Source organism: Oceanobacillus piezotolerans, assembly GCF_003665065.1.
GTDB lineage: Bacteria > Bacillota > Bacilli > Bacillales > Amphibacillaceae > Oceanobacillus > Oceanobacillus piezotolerans.
The window spans coordinates 13,125-33,078 of sequence record NZ_RCHR01000010.1 but is presented as its reverse complement, the minus strand read 5'-3'; the positions used below and the strand labels follow the sequence as shown (position 1 = coordinate 33,078).

Sequence of the window (19,954 nt, the reverse complement as noted above, 5' to 3'; positions counted from 1 at the left end):
TATTATTGGAATGTCTCTGCTGTCTTCTCCTTCGCTTTATCGGTCACATGAGTGTAAATATGCCTCATGGTTTTACTATCGGTATGACTTGCATTAACTCTTCATAGAAGTGGGGGACTGACACCGTAGAAAATTTGCATTTCCTCCGTACTAGACTTGAAAAGAGATAATCTAAGTTAATTAAGAATCAACATATGGCGGCAATATTATTTCCTATTTCTTTAATTTGATAGTTTTCTACTAAAATTTCATGAGATTCTGTGTTTCCATATATAGCCGTATTAATAAATTTCTTTATATATACTACATGACTGCTTTGCATCATCACTTTATGTACGTCTTGATTATAATATTTGATAAAATTTAGTAATAATAATAAAAGCACCAGATAGCTAAAGCTGGTGCTTTCCTAACGTAACTAACTATCCAAAGGAACCATACACGGATAGTAGTTCAATTTATGATATTTTATCAACATCTTTATCTTTTTTATCCGGACTTTCATAACCATTTTTCCAGAAATCAGCATTCTTAATTCCATATTTAGATGAGTTGAATTCTGGATCTTTACCTTGCTTAAGCTGCTCTTCGTAATCCTTTAAAGCGATATTTGCTGGTTTAAATAACAATAGAATTGCAATTAAGTTCAGCCAAACCATAATTCCAAGTCCAATATCACCCAATGCCCATGCTGCTGTTGAAGTACTTACAGATCCAAGGAAAATAGAGAATAAAAGAAGTAGTTTCAGTAAAAAGAAAGCAATATTTCTAAATCTGCCACGTACTAGATAGGCAAGGTTAGTCTCTGCGATATAGTAATAAGCGTAAATGGTTGTAAAGGCAAAGAGGAATATTGCAATAGCAATAAATCCTGATCCGAACCCTGGGATGACTGTATCAACTGCCGCTTGAGTGTAACCAGGGCCTGGTTCAACTCCTTGAAGGTTTTCAGTAATGGTTTGCCCAGTATTTTCATCAATTACATTGTAAGAACTTGTAAATAAAATCATCATAGCAGTTGCTGTTACAACTAAGAATACATCTAAATAAATGGAGAATGATTGCACAAGACCTTGTTTAACGGGATGAGACACTTCCGCCGCCGCTGCTGGGTGAGCACCTGTACCCTGACCGGCTTCATTGGCATATAGACCACGCTTTACCCCCCACATAATAGCTGAACCGATAATACCACCAAATAATTCTTCTGCTCCGAAAGCGCTTTTAAAGATTAACGCAAATACAGCTGGAATATCTACAAAATTGCTACCTATGATTACAAGTGCAAGTAACACATAAGCAGCTGCCATGAAAGGAACGACCAATTCTGCAACCTTAGCAATACGCTTAACACCACCAAAGATAGTAAAACCAACAAGTGCGATAAGAATTAGGCCAGTAATTGTTGTATCAAGACCAAAAGCGTTATGCACACTATCTCCTATTGCATTTGCCTGTATACCTGGCATTAAGAAAGACATTGCAAGCAGAGTTGCGCCTGCGAAAATGACCGCAAACCATTTCCAGCCAAGTCCTTTTTCAATGTAGAATGCAGGACCCCCGCGATACTGACCATCTTGCTTTTCCTTATAGATCTGAGCAAGAGTTGACTCTACGAAAGCTGACGCTGCACCGATAAAGGTAATGACCCACATCCAAAAGACAGCACCAGGTCCTCCAAAAGCAATACCTGTTGCGGTTCCAGCGATGTTACCTACGCCAATACGACCCGATAAAGATATCGCTAATGCCTGGAATGGAGAAACCCCTGCATCGGAACCCTTCCCCGTAGTTACTAGTTTTATCATTTCCTTAATATGGCGAATCTGTAGGAATCTGGTGCGAAAACTAAAATACAAACCAGTTACTACAATGAAACCCACCAATAAAGGACTCCATAGCCAGCCGTTAATAGTGTCTATAATTTGATTAAACAAAAAATCACCCCTTTTATAATTCAGAATATTATCTGAATTATAAATTATAATAAATTATAATACAATCCCTTTTTATTAAAATAAGAAAAATAAATCTAATAGATTATCATAATGATGCTATTAACAGCATGAATTCTATGTTTTATAACAAAGGTTAGAAACATAAGCATCTTTTACCTGTAAATTGTTTGAGACTACAGCTGACCCTATATTATAGTTTATTACTGGAATGTTGCTGCTTTAGCAATCTTAAATAGTTGTGTTGATAGATTTTAATTAATAAGATATATAGCACTATTGTTACAATCGTACTATTTTTAGATGTACTTCTTCTAAAATTGATGTATTGATTCATTTCTACGTCATGCATACTGCCCACCCTGCCTAAATATAATGAATCTGAGCGTCTTATTATATTAAGATTGTTTCATAATAACGCCAAGTTGTTTTCACAAACTAGAGAAATGGGTGGGAAGGAAATGATGAAAATGGTTCCAGACCCTTATGTCAATCAACGTACGGTTAGAGATTTTGATTGTGAACCGAGTTGTAATCAAATAAGTGTAATCGTCGATTATATGGGATTGCCTAGAGTAGAGAAGTGGAATCTAGATCAAGGGAGACCTGAGCAGCAATCTTTTTCATCGGAAGGAATTACGTTCTTAAAATATGTTGCTGGCACTTCGGATTTAATTATTGGGATGGATGTGACGGGAAATGAAAGGGAGCAATTATTTCTCCTCAAGGAAAATGGTATGCTCATCCCACTGACCAACTCGCCTGAACATGTTCATTTATATGGGGGAAGCTCTCCGGACGGGAAATGGATTGCCTGGTCCAGTAACCGACGGAACCCAGCATTTTTAGATATTTATATCCAGAGTCTAGAGACATTTGAAACTCATCTAGTGTTTGCGGAAGACGGAATGTTTACTGTGGTGAGATGGTTTCCTAATGGAAATGCATTACTGGTAAGAAGAACAAACTCCGCGTTAGATCATGATTTAGGGATATTATCTCTTTTAAATGGAAACATCGACTGGATTACAGAGCATTCAGGAGAAGCGAGCTACCGTAATATCCATTTCAGTCACAACGGGGAAGATATATATCTATTGTCCAACAAAGATAGTGAATTCTATGGACTAGCACGTATTAATCTGCGCACTAAACAATTAACCTGGCTGCTGCGGGGAAATTGGGATTTTGAAGGATTGGCCTTTAATAAGGAAAATAACATGTTTGCTTTTACTGAGAATCAAGGTGGAATCTCAAAAGGATACTTGTTTGATTTGAACCAAGGAACTCTTTATACATGGGAAACACCAATTGGGGTCATTACCAATCTTGCCTTCTTACCTCAACGACAAATGCTGCTTTTTAAATTAAATGGACCTAAGCACCCGTCAGAACTATGGGCACTTCATCTTTTAACTCTTCAGGCCCAGCCAGTAATGAATGAAAGCAAACCTCTCATAGAAGGAATATCCTATCCTAGATTGCTATCCTATCGTTCATTTGATGATCTTCAGATTCCTTTTTTTTATTATAAGCCAAAGTCAGCTGCTAAGAAACATCCGGTTGTCATCTATCTTCATGGTGGACCAGAAAGTCAAAGCCGAGCGTCCTACAATCCACTTTTGAAATTTTTACTAAGCCAGGGCTATTGTATAGCAATACCTAATTTCCGCGGGAGTACAGGGTACGGAAAGACGTATACCCATTTGGATGATGTAAGAAAACGCATGGATGCTGTAAAAGATGTGATATCCCTAGTGGATTGGCTCAGACAAGAACCAGATATTGATGTGAGTAAAATCGCTGTCCTTGGAGGAAGTTATGGAGGATTTTTAACGCTTGCCTTGATCAGTCATTATCCCCATTTATGGGCGGCTGCAGTTGATATTGTTGGTATGTCGAGCCTGCGGACGTTTATCCAAACAACCAGTCCCTGGAGAAAGCGGCTTAGAGAAATTGAATACGGTACTGTTGAACGTGACGGGGATTTTTTTAATCAGATTGATCCTCTTAATCATGCTGATGAAATTACGGCTCCCCTTCTAGTCATCCATGGCGAAAATGACCCGCGGGTCCCCATCGGCGAGTCGGAGCAAATCGTCAATAAACTGAAGCAACGAGGACATCCCGTTACATTTCATCGTATAGAAGGGGAGGGGCATACCCTAGTGAAGCCGGACGATAAAATCTATGTTTACTCTATGGTGGCTGCTTTCCTTGAGAAATATTTGGGACGTAATTAATATAAAAGCTGACCGCAAAGTGAGTTGGGAATCTAATTACGGACTTGTTCTGCCTTTTACAGTGGTAATGCAACTAAATTCTTGAAAGTGGCCCCACCAGATATTGGAGTAGCTGGGCCTGTAACCCTTTGAAATTTCTAAGAATCAACATTTTTCTTTTTCTAATAAATAGAATCAGTGTATTGGAGAATCATTTTTTTACATTTCCTCATGTTATATATACATACATGACTAGAAAAATACGGCGCTCGTCGTGAACCTCAGTTCTTGGAATGTTTATTTTTGGCGATTTCAAGGTCCTCAACCACTTTGGTTGAGGATTTTTTTATGTGAAAAAATTCTTCCAGAATAAAAATATTTTTAGGCCACTTTTTTAACCAATATAAATTTAGTTATACGGTGAAAACACCATTAAAGGGCTTAATCGATGGATGAATTTTTGCCGACTTTTATAAATTAGGCTTTTATATTAGTAACAATACCCATCTAATGTACATAAGTTGTTGATGAGTAATCGAAATATTAAATGTACCATCTGGTATACTGTTCCTTTTTCGATTTAACTCTGCTGTTACTGTTTCAAGTTTTAGGCACATATTTTAAATTATTATTTAGGAGGAAAAGAAAATGAATGAATTCCATAATGAACTTCAAAATTTGAATGTTGGTGATTTCCAAGCGACTCAGGCAGTGCCTTGGGATCAAAGTGAGTATTATACTGATCAATCTGGTGAGCTATTCGGATTTGGCTTTGGCAGATGCTTTGGTTTTAGCTGCTTTGGGTTCCGGTGCTTTAGCTGCTTTGGATGCGGTGGATGTGGCGGATGTGGCGGATGTGGTGGGTGTGCTCGTTGTTTCAGATGCGGCGGGTTTCGTTGCCATGGTGGATTTTGGTAAGACGGTCAATTATATAGTTTTTATTATAGAAAGACCCCTGTATTGTTGCAGGGGTCTTTCCATATAAGTTAAGGCATAACGGACAAATTACTGTACATATGTTGGTAGTGGTAGTGCTAATAAACAATGATGATCACAAGTGGTATAAGGAGGATAGAGATGGCAAATTTGAACACTTCTATGCGTCTCAAAGTGAAAAGAGACACGTTTTATCTCCCTGATCCAAACAGAGGTGTGTATTTTCGAAACAATATAAGTTCTTTCCATATCGAAGGTATTGGGATTGATCAATGGGTTGAAAAATTGTTACCAATGTTCAATGGGGAGTATACGTTAGGACAATTAACTAACGGACTGCCTGGCCCATATCGGGATCGAGTATATGAAATTGCAGAAGTGCTCTATGAGAATGGGTATGTTCGTGATTTAAGCCAGGACCTTCCACATCAATTGCTGGATTATCAACTTAATAAGTATGCATCTCAAATTGAATTTGTGGACAATTTAGTTGGTTCTGGGGCAGCACGTTTTCAAGTTTTCCGTCAGGCCAAAGTGCTGGCAGTTGGCTCTGGTTCGATTTTAAATTCATTAGTTTCTTCTTTGATTGAATCCGGCCTGACTAAAATCCATGTGCTAATCACAGACGAGTTTCCGACTAATAGGGAGAGGTTAATAGAACTTGTAGAACATGCACAGAAAAAAGACTCGGACATTGACTTAAAAGAGGTTTCGCAAAAGAAGGAGAGTTGGCTGGAAATAGTGAAGCCCTTTGATTCGATTTTGTATGTGAGTCAGGAGGGAGAACTAGAGGAACTGAGACATCTTCATACCGTTTGCAGGGAAGAGAAGAAAATGTTTATCCCCGCTATATGCCTTGATCAGGTAGGCTTAGCAGGTCCATTAGTACATCCGGATTCTGAGGTGTGTTGGGAGTCAGCATGGCGGCGTTTGCACCATTCTGTCTTATCCCAAAATCAGCATTATCCTGCCTTCGCTGCCACTACGGGGGCCTTGTTAGCCAATGTGATTGTATTTGAATTGTTTAAAGAAGTTACTGGAGTCAGGGAATTGGAACAGAGTAATAGGATTTTTCTTTTGAATATGGATACATTGGAGGGAAACTGGCATTCGTTTTTACCTCATCCACTTGTAACGAGCAATATATCAGCACAATGGGTTGAAGATGTCGAAGACCGCCTCCAAACAGGTTCAGATAAAGTTGAATCAGGTAAATTACTTCTTTATTTCAATGCATTAACATCAGAGGAAACGGGAATCTTCCATATTTGGGAGGAGGAGGATTTAAAGCAGCTTCCGTTAGCTCAGTGCCGTGTCCAGGTAGTCGACCCATTGTCAGAGGGACCAGCCGAGTTAATGCAAAACATTGTCTGTTCGAGTTTGACTCATGAGGAGGCACGAAGGGAAGCAGGATTAACTGGAATTGAAACGTATATGTCGCGAATGGTCAATTTGGTTGTTAATACTTTGCCAAAAAATAAAAATGTCGAAAGAATTGTAGTACCAGAGGAAAATGTTGGAGTTGGTACTGGTGAATCTTTTGCGGAAGGTGTTGGCCGAGGGTTACAAAAGTGTTTGGCAGAAGAGTTGAGAAGGCAACAGCTTAATCAGGAATATCCTGTTTCCCGAGTACAGTTGGATTTTATAGAAGATGAGAGATGCCGGTTCTATTTAGAGGCACTGACTACAATGCAGGGTGCACCAATAATTGGAACAGGGAAGGAAGTGTCCGGTTTTCCTGTAGTATGGGTAGGTACGGAGGACGGGTGGTATGGCAATACAGACCTCAATATAACTATGGCATTGCGGAGGTCATTACAGGAGGCGCTTATCAACGTGCAAAACAAAGCGGATTCCTCATCTGAACTAGTAACGTCCGTACTTTTGAAAGAGAAAATGCCGGTTAGTCTTCGTATTCCTGCTTGTGAAGAGAGGACACAACCCGACATCCTACAAGGAGCCTTAGAAATATTGAAACGGAATAGAAAACGGGTCTTCGTATTCGAATTTGGACTTGAACCTGTATTTAAAAAGCAACTAGACGGAGTGTTTGGTGTTTTGCTGCAAGAGGAGGATGCACAATGAGTTCCTTCGTGATAATTGTCGGAGAAGGGGTGCTGGCAAGACTTGTAAAGAATGAACTGTCAGCACACCATCAAGTTCTTCATAAGTCGATTTTAGAGGAAGAAGTTCCAAAAAATACAGATTTAGCCCTTATATTGGATGATGGTTGGCAACCCGCAGTTCATCAAAAAGCGGAAGAAGTGTTACGAAAGACTGGTACGCCCTGGCTCAGAGGCTTCGTTTCATTTGGAGAAGGTGTAGTAGGTCCGCTTGTACGACCAGGTGAAGCCGGTTGTTCTCAATGTGCGGATATGAGACGCCTCATGGGAGGGCGTGACCGTACAGAGATGTGGGAATTGCAACGAGGAATGACTATGGCTGGAGGAATAGGAAGTGACCCGTGGTCTTCAAGTACCGGACTCTTGCAAATGGCTTGCCTGATTGGGGCTGAGGTGCAGAATGTATTAAAAGGTGATCAGGCTAATTCGGAAGGAAAGGTATATCTAATTGACATGAAAACACTGAAGGGCTCATGGCACTCTTTTCTGCCCGACCCATTGTGCCCAGTCTGTGGTCAAATACCCGACGATTCGCGAGACTTAGCCCGAATTTCACTGCAGCCAAGTCCGAAAATAAGTTCTGGTAGTTTCCGCTGCCGTCCATTGGAAGAGATAGAAAAAGATATTGTCAAAGACTATCTGGATAATCGTACTGGCCTTCTGAATAGTAAAATGTATGACCTAATGACTCCGTTTGCTGATTCGAGTGTCACTTTGCCTATGTTAGCCGGTGACGAGGGAACAGCAGGCCGGACTCATTCATACGAAGAAAGCGTGTTGACAGCCATTTTAGAGGGAGTGGAGCGGAACTGCGGTATAGAGCCTCGTGGCAAACGGACAGTTATATATGATAGTTATCGCAACTTGGAAAATCAAGCACTCCATCCATTGAAGGTAGGCGTACACACAAGGGAACAATATGCGCAGCCTGGTTTTCCATTTAAATCGTTTGATCCTAATCGTTCCATTAATTGGGTATGGGGGTATTCGTTTTTAGAAGAGCGTCCAGTGCTGGTACCTGAGCGTCTTGCCTATTATAGTGTTGGATGCGAATCACAAGGTTTTATCTATGAAACTTCTAATGGTTGTGCGCTAGGAGGAAGTTTAGAAGAGGCGATTTTCTACGGAATGATGGAAGTAGTTGAGCGTGATTCATTCTTGATGACTTGGTATGCGAAACTGAATCTTCCGCGACTGGATCCTTTTACAGCCGAGGACCAGGAGTTGGAATTAATGGTCGAACGGATGCGAGCGGTCGCTGGGTATGATTTGTACTTGTATAACTCCACGATGGAACACGGTATTCCAAGTATTTGGGCCATGGCTAAAAACAGAAAGGAAAAGGGATTGAATCTCATCTGTGCAGCCGGAGCTCATCTGGACCCAGTACGCGCGGTGAAAAGCGCGGTACACGAGCTTGCTGGCATGATGCTGAACCTTGATGAAAAATTTGAGGCGAATCAAGAAAAGTATGAAAGAATGCTGTATGATTCTTCCTTGGTGAAGGAGATGGATGACCACGGCATGCTTTACGGTTTGCCACAAGCAGAAGAGCGCTTAAGTTTTTTGCTTGACCATAATGGCCCAATGCGAACTTTTAAGGAGGAGTTTAAGTGGAAGTCGAATCATATGGATCTTACCGATGATTTGCGTGATCTCCTTCAGGCGTTCCGTCAGTTAAACCTTGATGTAATTGTAGTGGACCAGTCGACACCGGAAACGACACGCAACAGATTGTATTGCGTAAAAGTACTAATTCCGGGGATGCTGCCGATGACTTTTGGGCATCACCTTACCCGCCTGACAGGGCTGGAGAGAGTACTTCGAGTCCCGATGGAGCTCGGATATACGAATCAACCATTGACACCAGAACAACTCAATCCATATCCGCACCCGTTTCCTTAAAGACTGCTTAGGAGGTAGAGGATGAGTCTGGAAGAATTTTTGCACAATCTGCATTTTAATATTGATAAGGCGAATCAGCCGAACTGGGAAGTGGATTGGGAGGATGCCCCTCTTGCATATAAACTCTACCGTGGATTACCAGTTGTTCCATTGTCCACGGAAGTACCCTTGACGCTTACTGGAGAAGAACCTCCCGTAAAACTTGACCTTAATAGAGTCGGGCATTTTCTCTGGTATGTGTTTGGTTTTACTCAAATGAGCCAATCAGTCATCCCAATGGATGCCACAGATCAAGACTCTTTCCCTTTACAGTCGTATCGGCGATTTGCTCCTTCTGGCGGTGCGCTATATCCTAATGAGTTGTACGTATACTTGAAAGTAGAAGGACTCCCCGATGGGGTCTACCATTATGATGTTGCACACCATAGCCTAGTATGCTTAAGGAAAGGGAATTTCGATTCTTATTTAGCCAGGGCTCTGGGCAATCGGTGCGACATCTCCTCGTGTTTTGGTATTGCCTTTGTGTCGACTATGTTCTGGAAAAATTTCTTTAAATACAACAACTTTGCGTATCGACTTCAAGGGTTGGATGCTGGTGTGCTGATGGGACAGTTAATGGAGGTAGCGGAAAGGTTTGGTTTCGCCTCAGGTGTATACTTTCAATTTCTTGATACCGCAATCAATCATCTGCTTGGACTATCCGAACTGGAGGAGAGCGTATATAGTATAATCCCGCTATCGGTGGAAGCCACCATCTGGTCTGCTAACGGAAAGGACCAATACAAAAATATTATATCGGAAGAATTGAAACAAGAACTGTCAGCAATTCAACCAAAACATTTCCAACGGTCACTTCGTGTCAAAGAATATCCGATGATTACTGCGATGAATGAAGCCTCTAAGCTGAATTCTACAAGATCATTTCGGGTAATCGAAGAGAGGTCAATTCCTGAACGTGTGGAGCGGACGGAGACATTGCCTCATATAAATCCCATGTCGTATGATCTAGCTGAGGCCTGTAGAAACCGATTTTCTCCCGACATGGATTTCGTTTTAGGAAAAGTGAGTCAACAACAACTGTCCACCCTTCTTCAAGAAGCCACGAATTCTTTTTCATATAGAAATGATTTGGATGAAGCATATAGGAGTAATAATCCTCGTGTAACGATTTACAGCTGCTTATATAATGTGGAAGGTATTTCAAATGGGGCGTACTATTATGACAGTGCAAACCATTCGCTAAGAGAAATATGTCCGGGAGATCATCGACTCCATTTGCAGGCTGGAATGACTCTGGATAATGTGAATTTGCTCCAAGTACCACTTTGCCTGCATGTGGCAGGTGATAAGGAATTTTATAAAACAGAACTAGGATACAGGGGTTACCGAATTCAACAGATGGAAGCGGGTATGCTCGTGCAACGATTGCTTTTGGCTGCTTCAACTCTCGGGATGGGAGGGCATCCGCTTCTTGGATTTGAAGCGAATTTGAGTGATGAACTCTATAAAATGGATCAACAAGGAAAGACCAGCCTTATTCAAATCCCAATCGGTCCCTATCGCCCTCGTCCCTGGCTGAGTGGAGGCTTGCACAGCTAATTTAGAGATAGCTAATCACGAAATGTTTTTTAGATTTCCTCTTCCAAAACAACATAGTAGATTAAAAGATACAACAAGAAAAATACTAAGAGTAAATAAGATGTGAAATATTTAGCAAACGGGTGCAAATCACGGATAAGAATCGCGATTTTACTTGTCAAAATGAAATCAATGACAAGAGTTATCTGATTTTGTTTACTTTTCTGTTGAACGAACTTAAGAGGAAAATAACTATAAAAAAACGACTCTTAAAAAAAGAGCCGTTTTTTTATTAAGGTAACTAGGGTAATCTTATTCGGAAAAGGTTAGGTTATTTTTAACTATAAGAAATTATGTTAAAAATTTCTTTCCAATTTCTTTATAGAGATAAATACTTTTTAGGAATTCATCGACTTCAACATACTCATCCGGCTGATGAGCAGCCGCTGTGCCGCCAGGTCCCATCACAATGACAGGGAATTTCTTCTCTGCCTTTGTAAATTGTGAACTGTCGGTATAAGCAGTAATTCCGCCAAGTGTTATATCGCCACCTAATGATTTCTTGACGTCTTGAACCAGTTTAACAAAGGAATCCTCGCTTGAAGTTCTCACAGGCTGCTGGTCATTCAATATACGGATATCGGCCTTAAGATTAGGGTATTTTTCTTTCACAGATTGGATCACTTGTTCCATCTGCTCGATAATTTGTTTGTGATCTTGAGAAGGGACGGTTCGAATATCAATATTTACCAAACATTGGTCAGGTACGACATTGGTATTGGTGCCTCCCTTGATGACGTCAATGCTGAAGGTAGGGCCACCTAGCAGATCATCTTCCTCATATTTTAATTCAAATTCTTCACCTAGCATTCTATGGATAATTTCATTCATATGAACGACGGCATTCGTTCCTGTATCCGGCATGGAACCATGGGCCGTTTTACCGTATGTGATAATTTGTGGCCATAAAGCCCCTTTATGTGCAATCTTGATTTGATTTTCGGTTGGTTCCGCAACGATCAGTGCATCTAACTGGTCAGTGTAACCTTTTTCCGTTAACTGACGAGACCCAACAGCTCCCGCCTCTTCTCCAACCGTTGCTAAAAGGGTAACCTCACCTTTCTTCGGTAAACCTTGTTCCTTAAGCGCAATCATGGCTAGTGCACAGGCAACAAGTCCACTTTTCATGTCACTTGTTCCACGACCATAAATTTTGCCATCTTCTTCTTCGGCTCCAAAAGGATCATGCTCCCATTCAATTTCCCCAGTAGGAACAACATCCATGTGTCCTGTTAGCCCAAGGACTGGTCCGTCTTCTTCCCCTTTTATACGAGCAATTAAATTGGCCCGATTCACGTCGTATTCAACTAGTTCGGTCTCGATGCTATGTTCATCAAAAAGGCTTTTTAACTTTTCAGCGACTGCTGTTTCGTTTCCTGGGGGATTGACACTTTTGATTTGAATGATGTCTTTTAAAAATGATTTGGCTTGTTCCTGATTCATATTATCACCTCAGAATCCAATCTACCCTTCTTTACCCACAGTAAAACGGAAATGCATTCTTAGAAAGGCGTGACCTGAATGTTTGTACAAATATAGCTGGGGAATTAATATAGCAGAAAGGATGAGAAACGTTGATTACATGGGAAATACTTAATATCATAGGTACCCTTGCTTTTGCGATTAGTGGTGCTATTATTGCAATGGAAGAGGATTATGACATATTAGGTGTCCAAGTGTTAGGATTCACAACTGCATTCGGCGGCAGTACGATTCGTAATTTGTTAATTGGCATACCAATTGAAACCATTTGGACGCAAGGTAATCTATTCTTGGCTGTTTTCCTGACAAATACACTTATATTTCTCATCCCAAATCAGTGGCTGCAATATTGGAATAAGGGGGGCATTCTTTTTGATGCCATGGGTTTGGCATCATTTGCGATACAAGGGGCTTTTAGCGCTGTCGAGGCAGGTGTGCCGTTAAGTGCAGTGCTTGTTGCTGCAACGTTGACAGGTTGTGGTGGAGGAATGACACGAGATGTTCTTGCAGGGAGAAAACCTATGATTCTACGTAAGGATATTTATGCACTTTGGGCAACACTGGGTGGATTAATGATTGGGCTCGGCTTCGTCCAGGGACCTTGGGCGACAGGTGCTCTTTTTGTTGCAATAGTTACATTGAGGATGTTATCGGAGCATTTCAATTGGAAATTACCTCAGCGTTCCATATCGTGATTGTGATTGTACTAAGGATGTTCAGAACAATAACGAGAAGTGTAAAGTTTATAAAGAAAAAACTATCCTATATTCTGGAAGAAGGATAGTTTTAAAAGGTTGTTTTTAGATTTAGTTAATCATACTGCCCTATTTATGGATAGTAAACAGAGTGGGAAGTTAAAATAAAAGAAAAAATGCTACAAAACGAAGTAACATTTTTTCTCTTGCTGCTTTATGAATCCTGGCTCTGCGATAGGTGCTGGATATAGTTGTACCCGGTAAAATCGATTGAATCGATCTCAAAGAAGTTTTTCAAAGCTAGGGCAGCACCACCTAAGGTGCATGACTTTTCCCCAAGCTTGGAAGCTCTAATTTCACGATAATTATTCATTTTTGATTTTAACTTTGAAGTGATATCTGTAATAAATGGCGAATTACCATTGATTAGGGAACCATTCAATACTACCTTCTCGGGATTAAATATGTTGATGACATTATTCAACCCTATTTCTAAATACTCTATATACTGATTTATAATGTCACAGCTTTTCAGGTTCTTCTTATCAAAGGCATCTTGCAATGGGATGTTATTCTCCTCTAATATGCTTATCAATGCTCTTTCAGAAGCATATAATTCCCAGCATCCCTTATTTCCGCAGGGGCATTCTAATCCATGCGACTCGACTATCATATGGCCAATCTCCCCAGCAAACCCTTGATAACCTCGGTAAATCCTATTATTGTTTATAATTCCCAATCCAATCCCAGAGTACAATGTTATACAAAATAAGTCTGGAATATGCTCATCAAAGACTTGCTCAGCAAAAACGCTTAAGTTCGCATTGTTATCAATGTAGACAGATGTATGGAACGCCTCTTCTAGTTTACTCTTTATATTAATATTGGACCATTCTTCCTTAGGCGTAAAGATAATCTCTTGTTTATTGTTAACAATACCATGTATGCCAATGCTGATCCCTACAAGTCCAAGCGGCTGGTATGATTGGTTATATTTGTTAATAAGAGGGGTGAGTGTTTCAATGAGCTGGGCTGTTAGTTGGGAAATATCTTCAAAAGCAATTTTTGTATGGAGGGTATCTATCGTCCTCCCATTTAACGTCATGAATAGAAAAGAAATGTGTGTTGCATCGATATCAACACCAATGCTATATCCAGCATCCCCATTAATTTCTAGCATGATAGGCCGTCTTCCGCGATTAGTCGATTCATTCCCTTCTGTTTCCACTACTAAATTCTCTTGAATAAAGCGATTAACCTGAGCGGATACAGTAGCTTTGTTTAACCCAGTTATTCTAGCTAAATCACTTCTGGACAATAATTTATTCTTAATGATTTCTTCTAATAATATCTTTCTGTTTAGCTGTTTAATGTAGGAAGCGTCTCCCGTTTCCATTGTTTATCCCCCCGATGTAATTTGATTAAATTAAGACTTGAATAATGAACCGTTTACATATATCATAGTATATGTAAAATAGTTTGTTTAGTAAACAAATAATAAATCATGAATATTTTTCCACACAATATAAATGCTAAACATAGGCTAATGATAAAAGAAGGGTGGGGTAAATGTGAAAACGTTTATTACAGATGACTTTCTTCTGTACAACGAAACAGCTAGAGAGCTTTTTCACAACACAGCAAAGGATTTACCAATTATCGATTATCATAACCATTTAAACCAGTATGAAATCATGGAAGATAAGAATTTCTCTGATTTAGCAGAAGTTTGGTTAGGTGGAGATCACTACAAATGGCGTGCAATGCGTGCAAATGGAATCAGTGAGGATTATATTACTGGAAATAAACCTGGATATGAGAAATTCCTTGCATGGTCCAAAACAATTCCAAACGCAATAGGTAACCCGTTATACCATTGGACACATCTTGAATTACTCCGTTATTTTGATATAGACGAGCTTCTAAATGAAGAATCTGCTCCTCGTATTTGGGAGGAAGCGAATGCGAAGCTAGCAACAAAAGAAATGTCTGTACGTAATTTACTTAAGAATAAGAAAGTGGAATTCGTTGGTACAACAGATGACCCTGCAGATGATTTGAAAACACATGAAGCATTAGCAAAAGAGGATATTGGAATTACTGTTTCTCCTTCTTTCCGTCCAGATAATGCACTAGGTATAGAGAAGGAAGATTTCCCGAGCTATGTAGAAAAGTTAGCAGGCGTTTACAACAAAGAGATTGAAAACTATGATGTATTTCTTGATGCATTGAAAAGCCGTGTAGATCACTTTGCAGAACATGGCTGCAAGAGCTCAGACCATGGTATCAATGTAATGTTCTACGAAGAAGCAACAAAAGATGAAGTAGCAGCTATTTTTGCAAAACGTCTAAAAGGCGAAGCTCTGACCAATAAAGAAGTAGAACAATTTAAAACATATACATTAGTAACGCTTGGTGAGCTTTATGCTGAAAAGAAATGGGTCATGCAATTACACATCAATCCTTTACGTAACAATAGCACAAGAAGATTTAAGCTGATTGGTGCAGATAGTGGCTTTGACTCTATTGGAGATCATTTGTTAGCTGATAAATTATCTAACCTATTAGATGCGATGGATATTAATGATAAGCTTCCGAAAACCGTACTTTATAGTTTAAATGCACGCGATAATGATGTTCTTGCAGCAATGGCAGGGAATTTCCAAACAGATGAGATTGCAGGGAAAGTGCAATTTGGTACTGCTTGGTGGTTTAATGACACCATTGATGGGATGGAAGATCAAATGCGTACACTAGCAAACATGGGGCTTATTAGTAACTTTATTGGAATGTTAACAGACTCCAGAAGTTTCTTGTCATTCCCACGACATGAATACTTCCGCCGTATCCTATGTAACTTATTAGGAACATGGGTAGAGGAAGGGAAAGCTCCAAAAGATATGAAATTGCTTGAAACGTATGTGAGAAATATTTGTTATGAAAATGCAAAACGTTATTTTGCAATATAAAGGCGTTTCTGATATAAAAAAGATATAGTATGTGTTCAAAAAGGAGGATGAAAAGGACCGAGAAGTTCGAGGCGGCGCAGCTTTGAGGAACGGAACGTATGCAGTGTGATACGTGAGTACCGGAAAAGCAAGCCAACGTAGAAGTTCGAAGTGTCATTTTTACCGGACTTTTTGAACATCCTCCTATAGTGAAATAATAAACATGCTACACAGAAAGGGTATGACAAATGTCTAAACAACAAATTGGTGTTATTGGCTTAGCAGTAATGGGTAAAAATTTAGCCTTAAATATTGAGAGCAGAGGAAATTCGGTAGCAGTGTTTAACCGCACTTATGCGAAAACACAAGATTTTCTTGCAAACGAAGCAAAGGGTAAAAACTTTGTTGGAGCAGAAACGATTGAAGAATTTGTTAACTCATTAGAAAAACCAAGAAAAATCATGATGATGGTTCAAGCTGGTCCTGCAACAGATGCAACGATTGAATCCCTTATGCCATATCTTGAAGAAGGCGATATACTAATCGACGGCGGAAATACATTGTATGAAGACACAATGCGTCGTAATCAAAAACTGGACGAGTCTGGTATACACTTCATCGGAACAGGTGTATCTGGTGGGGAAGAAGGAGCATTAAACGGTCCATCCTTAATGCCTGGCGGTCAAAAAGAAGCGTATGAGCTAGTTGCTCCCATCTTTGAAGCTATTTCAGCAAAAGTAGATGGCGATCCATGTGTAACGTATATTGGGCCAAACGGTGCTGGTCACTTTGTAAAAATGGTTCACAACGGTATCGAGTATGGCGACATGCAATTAATTGCAGAAGCATATAACATTATGAAAAATGTACTTGGCATGGAAGCAGATGAACTTCATGAAGTATTTACGGAGTGGAACAAAGGTGAATTAGATAGCTACCTTATCGAGATCACTGCTGATGTCTTCACGAAGAAAGATGACGAAACAGGCAAAGCCCTTGTTGAAGTTATCATGGATAAAGCAGGACAAAAAGGTACTGGTAAATGGACAAGTAAGAACGCACTTGATCTAGGTGTTCCACTTCCATTAATTACAGAATCTGTATTTGCTCGATTCATCTCTTCACTGAAAGACGAACGTGTTGCAGCAAGTAAAGTACTATCTGGACCAGAATCAGTACAATATGATGGCGACCGTAAAGAACTTATCGAAGCAATACGTAAAGCACTATACATGAGTAAAATTACTTCTTATGCACAAGGTTTCGCACAAATGCGTGCAGCATCTGAAGAATATGGATGGGATCTTAAATACGGAGATATTGCAATGATCTGGCGTGGTGGATGTATTATCCGTGCACAATTCCTGCAAAAGATTAAAGAAGCATTCGATAACGAACCTAAATTAGCAAACTTAATGCTTGATCCATATTTTAAAGAAATCGTAGAAAATTATCAATCAGCATTACGTGAAGTAATTACAGTTGCTATGAAACATGGAATTCCAGTTCCGACATTCTCTAGTGCGATCGCTTATTATGATAGCTATCGTTCTGAAGATTTACCAGCGAACTTAATCCAAGCTCAACGTGACTACTTCGGTGCACATACATTTGAACGTAAAGACAAAGAAGGCGTATTCCACGCTGATTGGTTTTAATATCCAAGCTTAATAAATAGAACTCCCTTCTAGAATAGCAGGGGGTTCTATTTTTATGTATCATTCGTGCAATCCTCTTTAGCCCCCCATAATGCAATTTAAATCCCCATAATGTTAAAATCCTCCTACCAGAAAGGAATGAAACCATTTACAATTAAAAGTGTAAGCGCTTATTATTTTTATAATTTATCTAGTAAGATTTTTTAAAAAGCATTCCTGGATAATTTTGTGGAGAAAACAGACATTTTAGGCTAATGAAATTGCTTACAATAAGTGAGATAATAAAAACAGTTCCACTGAGGGGGGATGTCATCTGAATAAAGAATTAGTAGTGAATTATCGCATTCATGGCGTATGGGATAATCTCGACTATCATTCCCATCGAGAATATGAAATTTTCCTTTTTCATTCAGGAACTTGCAGATATCTCATTCATAACCAAATCTATGACTTGGAGCCAGGGGATATCCTGATTATGGATGGGCTAGCACTTCACAAGCCGAACGTGCCTCCAAATGGCAATTATGTTCGCAGTGTGGTTCATTTCCCACCACAATGGATCAAAGGAATGCTGAAAGAAATCGGTGGGTTGTATCTGTTAGATGTGTTTGAAAAGCTCCACCATTGTTTGATTCGCACAAAGGTAAGTGAAGAAGCAAAACAGTTAGAGATGGTTGTACGTCGTTTGGAAGAGATTAATCGAATTTCTACCCAAGAAGATATGAATTCACAACTCGAAATGAAAGCGTTACTACTTCAAGCGTTGACGATTATACATCGTCTCGGAAATTTGGAATCTTTAAAAGCTTCCGGTGAAAAAGTAGAAAAAGCAGAGCATGCGGAAAACATCGCTGAATTCATTCAGAAAAATTATATGAAACGAATAACGATTGATTCCATTGCTCAAGCGTTGAACATTAGTAAATCATATGTTTCCCATGTGTTTAAGGAAATGACCGGATTTACAATTATGGAATATGTGATGGGTTCCCGCCTTACACAAGCAAAATACTTATTGGAAGCGGAACCAGAGAAACCACTGAAAGAGATTGCTAGTGAAAGCGGTTTTGAAAGCATTTCCCATTTCAGCCGTTATTTTAAGAGTAAAGTTGGTGTGACTGCAAAGGCATATCGCAAGAGCCGACTAAAATTATATAGTGAGGAGAATTCATAATGAAAAAAGTTAGATTAGGTATTATTGGTTTAGGAGCACAAGGTGGCGCATATGCAGGATTTATTACAGAAGGCAGAGTTAAGAACATGGAAATTGGTGCTATTTGTGATATCGATCCTGAGAAGAAAAAAGTGGCAGAAGAGAAATATCCAAATGTTCCATTCTATGAAAACTATATTGAAATGTTGGAAAGCGGAGATGTTGATGCAATAGTTACTACTGTACCACACTATCTGCACCCTGAAATGGGAATCGAAGCATTAAAGAGAGATGTACATGTACTTGGTGAGAAGCCAGCAGGTGTATATACAAAACAAGTTAAAGAACTAAATGACTTTGCAGCAACGAAACCCGAACTTACATTCGCAATTATGTTTAACCAAAGAACAAATGAATTATATCAAAAAGTGAAAGAAATTATTGATAATGGAGAAATTGGTAACATCCGCCGTACAAACTGGATTATCACAACATGGTGGAGACCACAAGGTTATTATGATCAAAGCGCATGGAGAGCAACATGGGAAGGTGAAGGCGGTGGTGTTCTTGTAAACCAAGCACCTCACCAACTTGATTTACTTCAATGGATTGCTGGCATGCCGAAGAAAGTATATTCCAACGTGAAGTATGGCTATCAAAGAGATATTGCTGTGGAAGATGAAGTTACGGCATTGCTTGATTACGGTAACGGTGCAACAGGTGTGTTTGTTACATGTACACATGACGCCATTGGAACAGACCGTTTTGAAATTCTAGGTGACAACGGGAAGATTGTTGTCGATGACAGCAAAAAAGTTACCATTACACGCCTTAGAAAACCAGAAAGTGAAATGAGTCAAACAATGGACATGATGACAGTTGCGAAACTCGTTATGGGTGGAGATACGGATGAACTTTACGGAACAGAAGTTATTGAATTTGAAAGTGTTTGGGGCGGACAGCATGTAGCCGTATTAGAAAACTTTGCTGCAAACATATTAGATGGGGAGCCATTAATTGCTCCTGGATCTGACGGAATTAATGGAGTTGCACTTGCAAATGCAATCCACTTATCCAGCTGGTTAGGAAAAGAAGTAGAACTTCCAGTAGATGAAGAAGTATATCTAGAAGAATTAAATAAACGAATCGAAGAAGAAAAAGCAAATCCAATTAAGAAATAGTTCATTTTTAGAAAAGTGGAGGTATTTACCTTCATTTTTCTAACCCATTTATTATAAG

13 protein-coding genes are annotated in these 19,954 nt (G+C 39.6%); 10 read left to right on the top strand and 3 right to left on the bottom strand.

What is annotated here, in order from left to right:
- Positions 1 to 458 precede the first annotated feature (458 nt).
- Positions 459 to 1,937, bottom strand: a complete 1,479-nt coding sequence (locus D8M04_RS18295) for an alanine/glycine:cation symporter family protein (RefSeq protein WP_121524858.1) — start codon at positions 1,935 to 1,937, stop codon at positions 459 to 461.
- Positions 1,938 to 2,416: 479 nt separating this feature from the next.
- Here D8M04_RS18295 and D8M04_RS18290 point away from each other — a divergent pair, with 479 nt between their 5' ends.
- The 5 genes from D8M04_RS18290 (at position 2,417) to D8M04_RS18270 (ending at position 10,740) form a co-directional block, all read left to right on the top strand.
- Positions 2,417 to 4,198 carry a S9 family peptidase gene (locus tag D8M04_RS18290; protein ID WP_121524857.1) on the top strand — a complete coding sequence of 594 codons (1,782 nt, stop codon included), beginning with the start codon at positions 2,417 to 2,419 and terminating at the stop codon, positions 4,196 to 4,198.
- A gap of 627 nt (positions 4,199 to 4,825) precedes the next feature.
- Entirely contained in the window at positions 4,826 to 5,095 is a 270-nt protein-coding gene (locus D8M04_RS18285; RefSeq protein ID WP_121524856.1) for a heterocycloanthracin/sonorensin family bacteriocin, read from the top strand.
- Positions 5,096 to 5,254: 159 nt separating this feature from the next.
- A complete protein-coding gene (locus D8M04_RS18280) occupies positions 5,255 to 7,198 on the top strand; it encodes a putative thiazole-containing bacteriocin maturation protein (RefSeq protein ID WP_121524855.1) in 1,944 nt (647 codons plus the stop codon).
- Positions 7,195 to 9,141, top strand: coding sequence for a TOMM precursor leader peptide-binding protein (locus tag D8M04_RS18275; protein ID WP_121524854.1), 1,947 nt, complete (start codon positions 7,195 to 7,197; stop codon positions 9,139 to 9,141). Before D8M04_RS18280 ends, D8M04_RS18275 begins: the two co-directional genes overlap by 4 nt.
- A 21-nt stretch (positions 9,142 to 9,162) precedes the next feature.
- Entirely contained in the window at positions 9,163 to 10,740 is a 1,578-nt protein-coding gene (locus tag D8M04_RS18270; protein WP_121524853.1) for a SagB family peptide dehydrogenase, read from the top strand.
- Positions 10,741 to 11,070: 330 nt separating this feature from the next.
- Here D8M04_RS18270 and D8M04_RS18265 read toward each other — a convergent pair whose 3' ends face one another.
- Complete coding sequence (locus D8M04_RS18265) at positions 11,071 to 12,222, bottom strand: ArgE/DapE family deacylase (protein WP_121524852.1); 1,152 nt, start codon at positions 12,220 to 12,222, stop codon at positions 11,071 to 11,073.
- Positions 12,223 to 12,356: 134 nt separating this feature from the next.
- On the opposite strand from D8M04_RS18265, the gene D8M04_RS18260 reads away from it, so the two are divergent.
- The gene (locus tag D8M04_RS18260; protein ID WP_121524919.1) at positions 12,357 to 12,956 is read left to right on the top strand and encodes a trimeric intracellular cation channel family protein; all 600 of its coding nucleotides are present in this window, start codon (positions 12,357 to 12,359) and stop codon (positions 12,954 to 12,956) included.
- A gap of 214 nt (positions 12,957 to 13,170) precedes the next feature.
- Here D8M04_RS18260 and D8M04_RS18255 read toward each other — a convergent pair whose 3' ends face one another.
- The gene (locus D8M04_RS18255) at positions 13,171 to 14,352 is read right to left on the bottom strand and encodes an ROK family transcriptional regulator (protein ID WP_121524851.1); all 1,182 of its coding nucleotides are present in this window, start codon (positions 14,350 to 14,352) and stop codon (positions 13,171 to 13,173) included.
- Positions 14,353 to 14,527: 175 nt separating this feature from the next.
- On the opposite strand from D8M04_RS18255, the gene uxaC reads away from it, so the two are divergent.
- From uxaC to D8M04_RS18235, 4 genes are all read left to right on the top strand, one after another.
- Positions 14,528 to 15,925 carry a glucuronate isomerase gene (uxaC, locus tag D8M04_RS18250; RefSeq protein ID WP_121524850.1) on the top strand — a complete coding sequence of 466 codons (1,398 nt, stop codon included), beginning with the start codon at positions 14,528 to 14,530 and terminating at the stop codon, positions 15,923 to 15,925.
- A gap of 227 nt (positions 15,926 to 16,152) precedes the next feature.
- Positions 16,153 to 17,562, top strand: coding sequence for an NADP-dependent phosphogluconate dehydrogenase (gene gndA / locus D8M04_RS18245; RefSeq protein WP_121524849.1), 1,410 nt, complete (start codon positions 16,153 to 16,155; stop codon positions 17,560 to 17,562).
- Between the two features lie 331 nt (positions 17,563 to 17,893).
- The gene (locus tag D8M04_RS18240; RefSeq protein WP_121524848.1) at positions 17,894 to 18,736 is read left to right on the top strand and encodes an AraC family transcriptional regulator; all 843 of its coding nucleotides are present in this window, start codon (positions 17,894 to 17,896) and stop codon (positions 18,734 to 18,736) included.
- Positions 18,736 to 19,896, top strand: a complete 1,161-nt coding sequence (locus tag D8M04_RS18235; protein WP_187695468.1) for a Gfo/Idh/MocA family protein — start codon at positions 18,736 to 18,738, stop codon at positions 19,894 to 19,896. The genes D8M04_RS18240 and D8M04_RS18235 overlap by 1 nt, the downstream gene beginning before the upstream one ends.
- Positions 19,897 to 19,954 lie beyond the last annotated feature (58 nt).

Coding starts and splice junctions, on each gene's coding strand:
- D8M04_RS18235 (WP_187695468.1), top strand. CDS start 18,736: ATGAAAAAAGTTAGATTAGGTATTATTGGTTTAGGAGCACAAGGTGGC.
- gndA (WP_121524849.1), top strand. CDS start 16,153: ATGTCTAAACAACAAATTGGTGTTATTGGCTTAGCAGTAATGGGTAAA.
- D8M04_RS18255 (WP_121524851.1), bottom strand. CDS start 14,352: ATGGAAACGGGAGACGCTTCCTACATTAAACAGCTAAACAGAAAGATA.
- D8M04_RS18280 (WP_121524855.1), top strand. CDS start 5,255: ATGGCAAATTTGAACACTTCTATGCGTCTCAAAGTGAAAAGAGACACG.
- D8M04_RS18285 (WP_121524856.1), top strand. CDS start 4,826: ATGAATGAATTCCATAATGAACTTCAAAATTTGAATGTTGGTGATTTC.
- D8M04_RS18265 (WP_121524852.1), bottom strand. CDS start 12,222: ATGAATCAGGAACAAGCCAAATCATTTTTAAAAGACATCATTCAAATC.
- D8M04_RS18275 (WP_121524854.1), top strand. CDS start 7,195: ATGAGTTCCTTCGTGATAATTGTCGGAGAAGGGGTGCTGGCAAGACTT.
- D8M04_RS18290 (WP_121524857.1), top strand. CDS start 2,417: ATGATGAAAATGGTTCCAGACCCTTATGTCAATCAACGTACGGTTAGA.
- D8M04_RS18270 (WP_121524853.1), top strand. CDS start 9,163: ATGAGTCTGGAAGAATTTTTGCACAATCTGCATTTTAATATTGATAAG.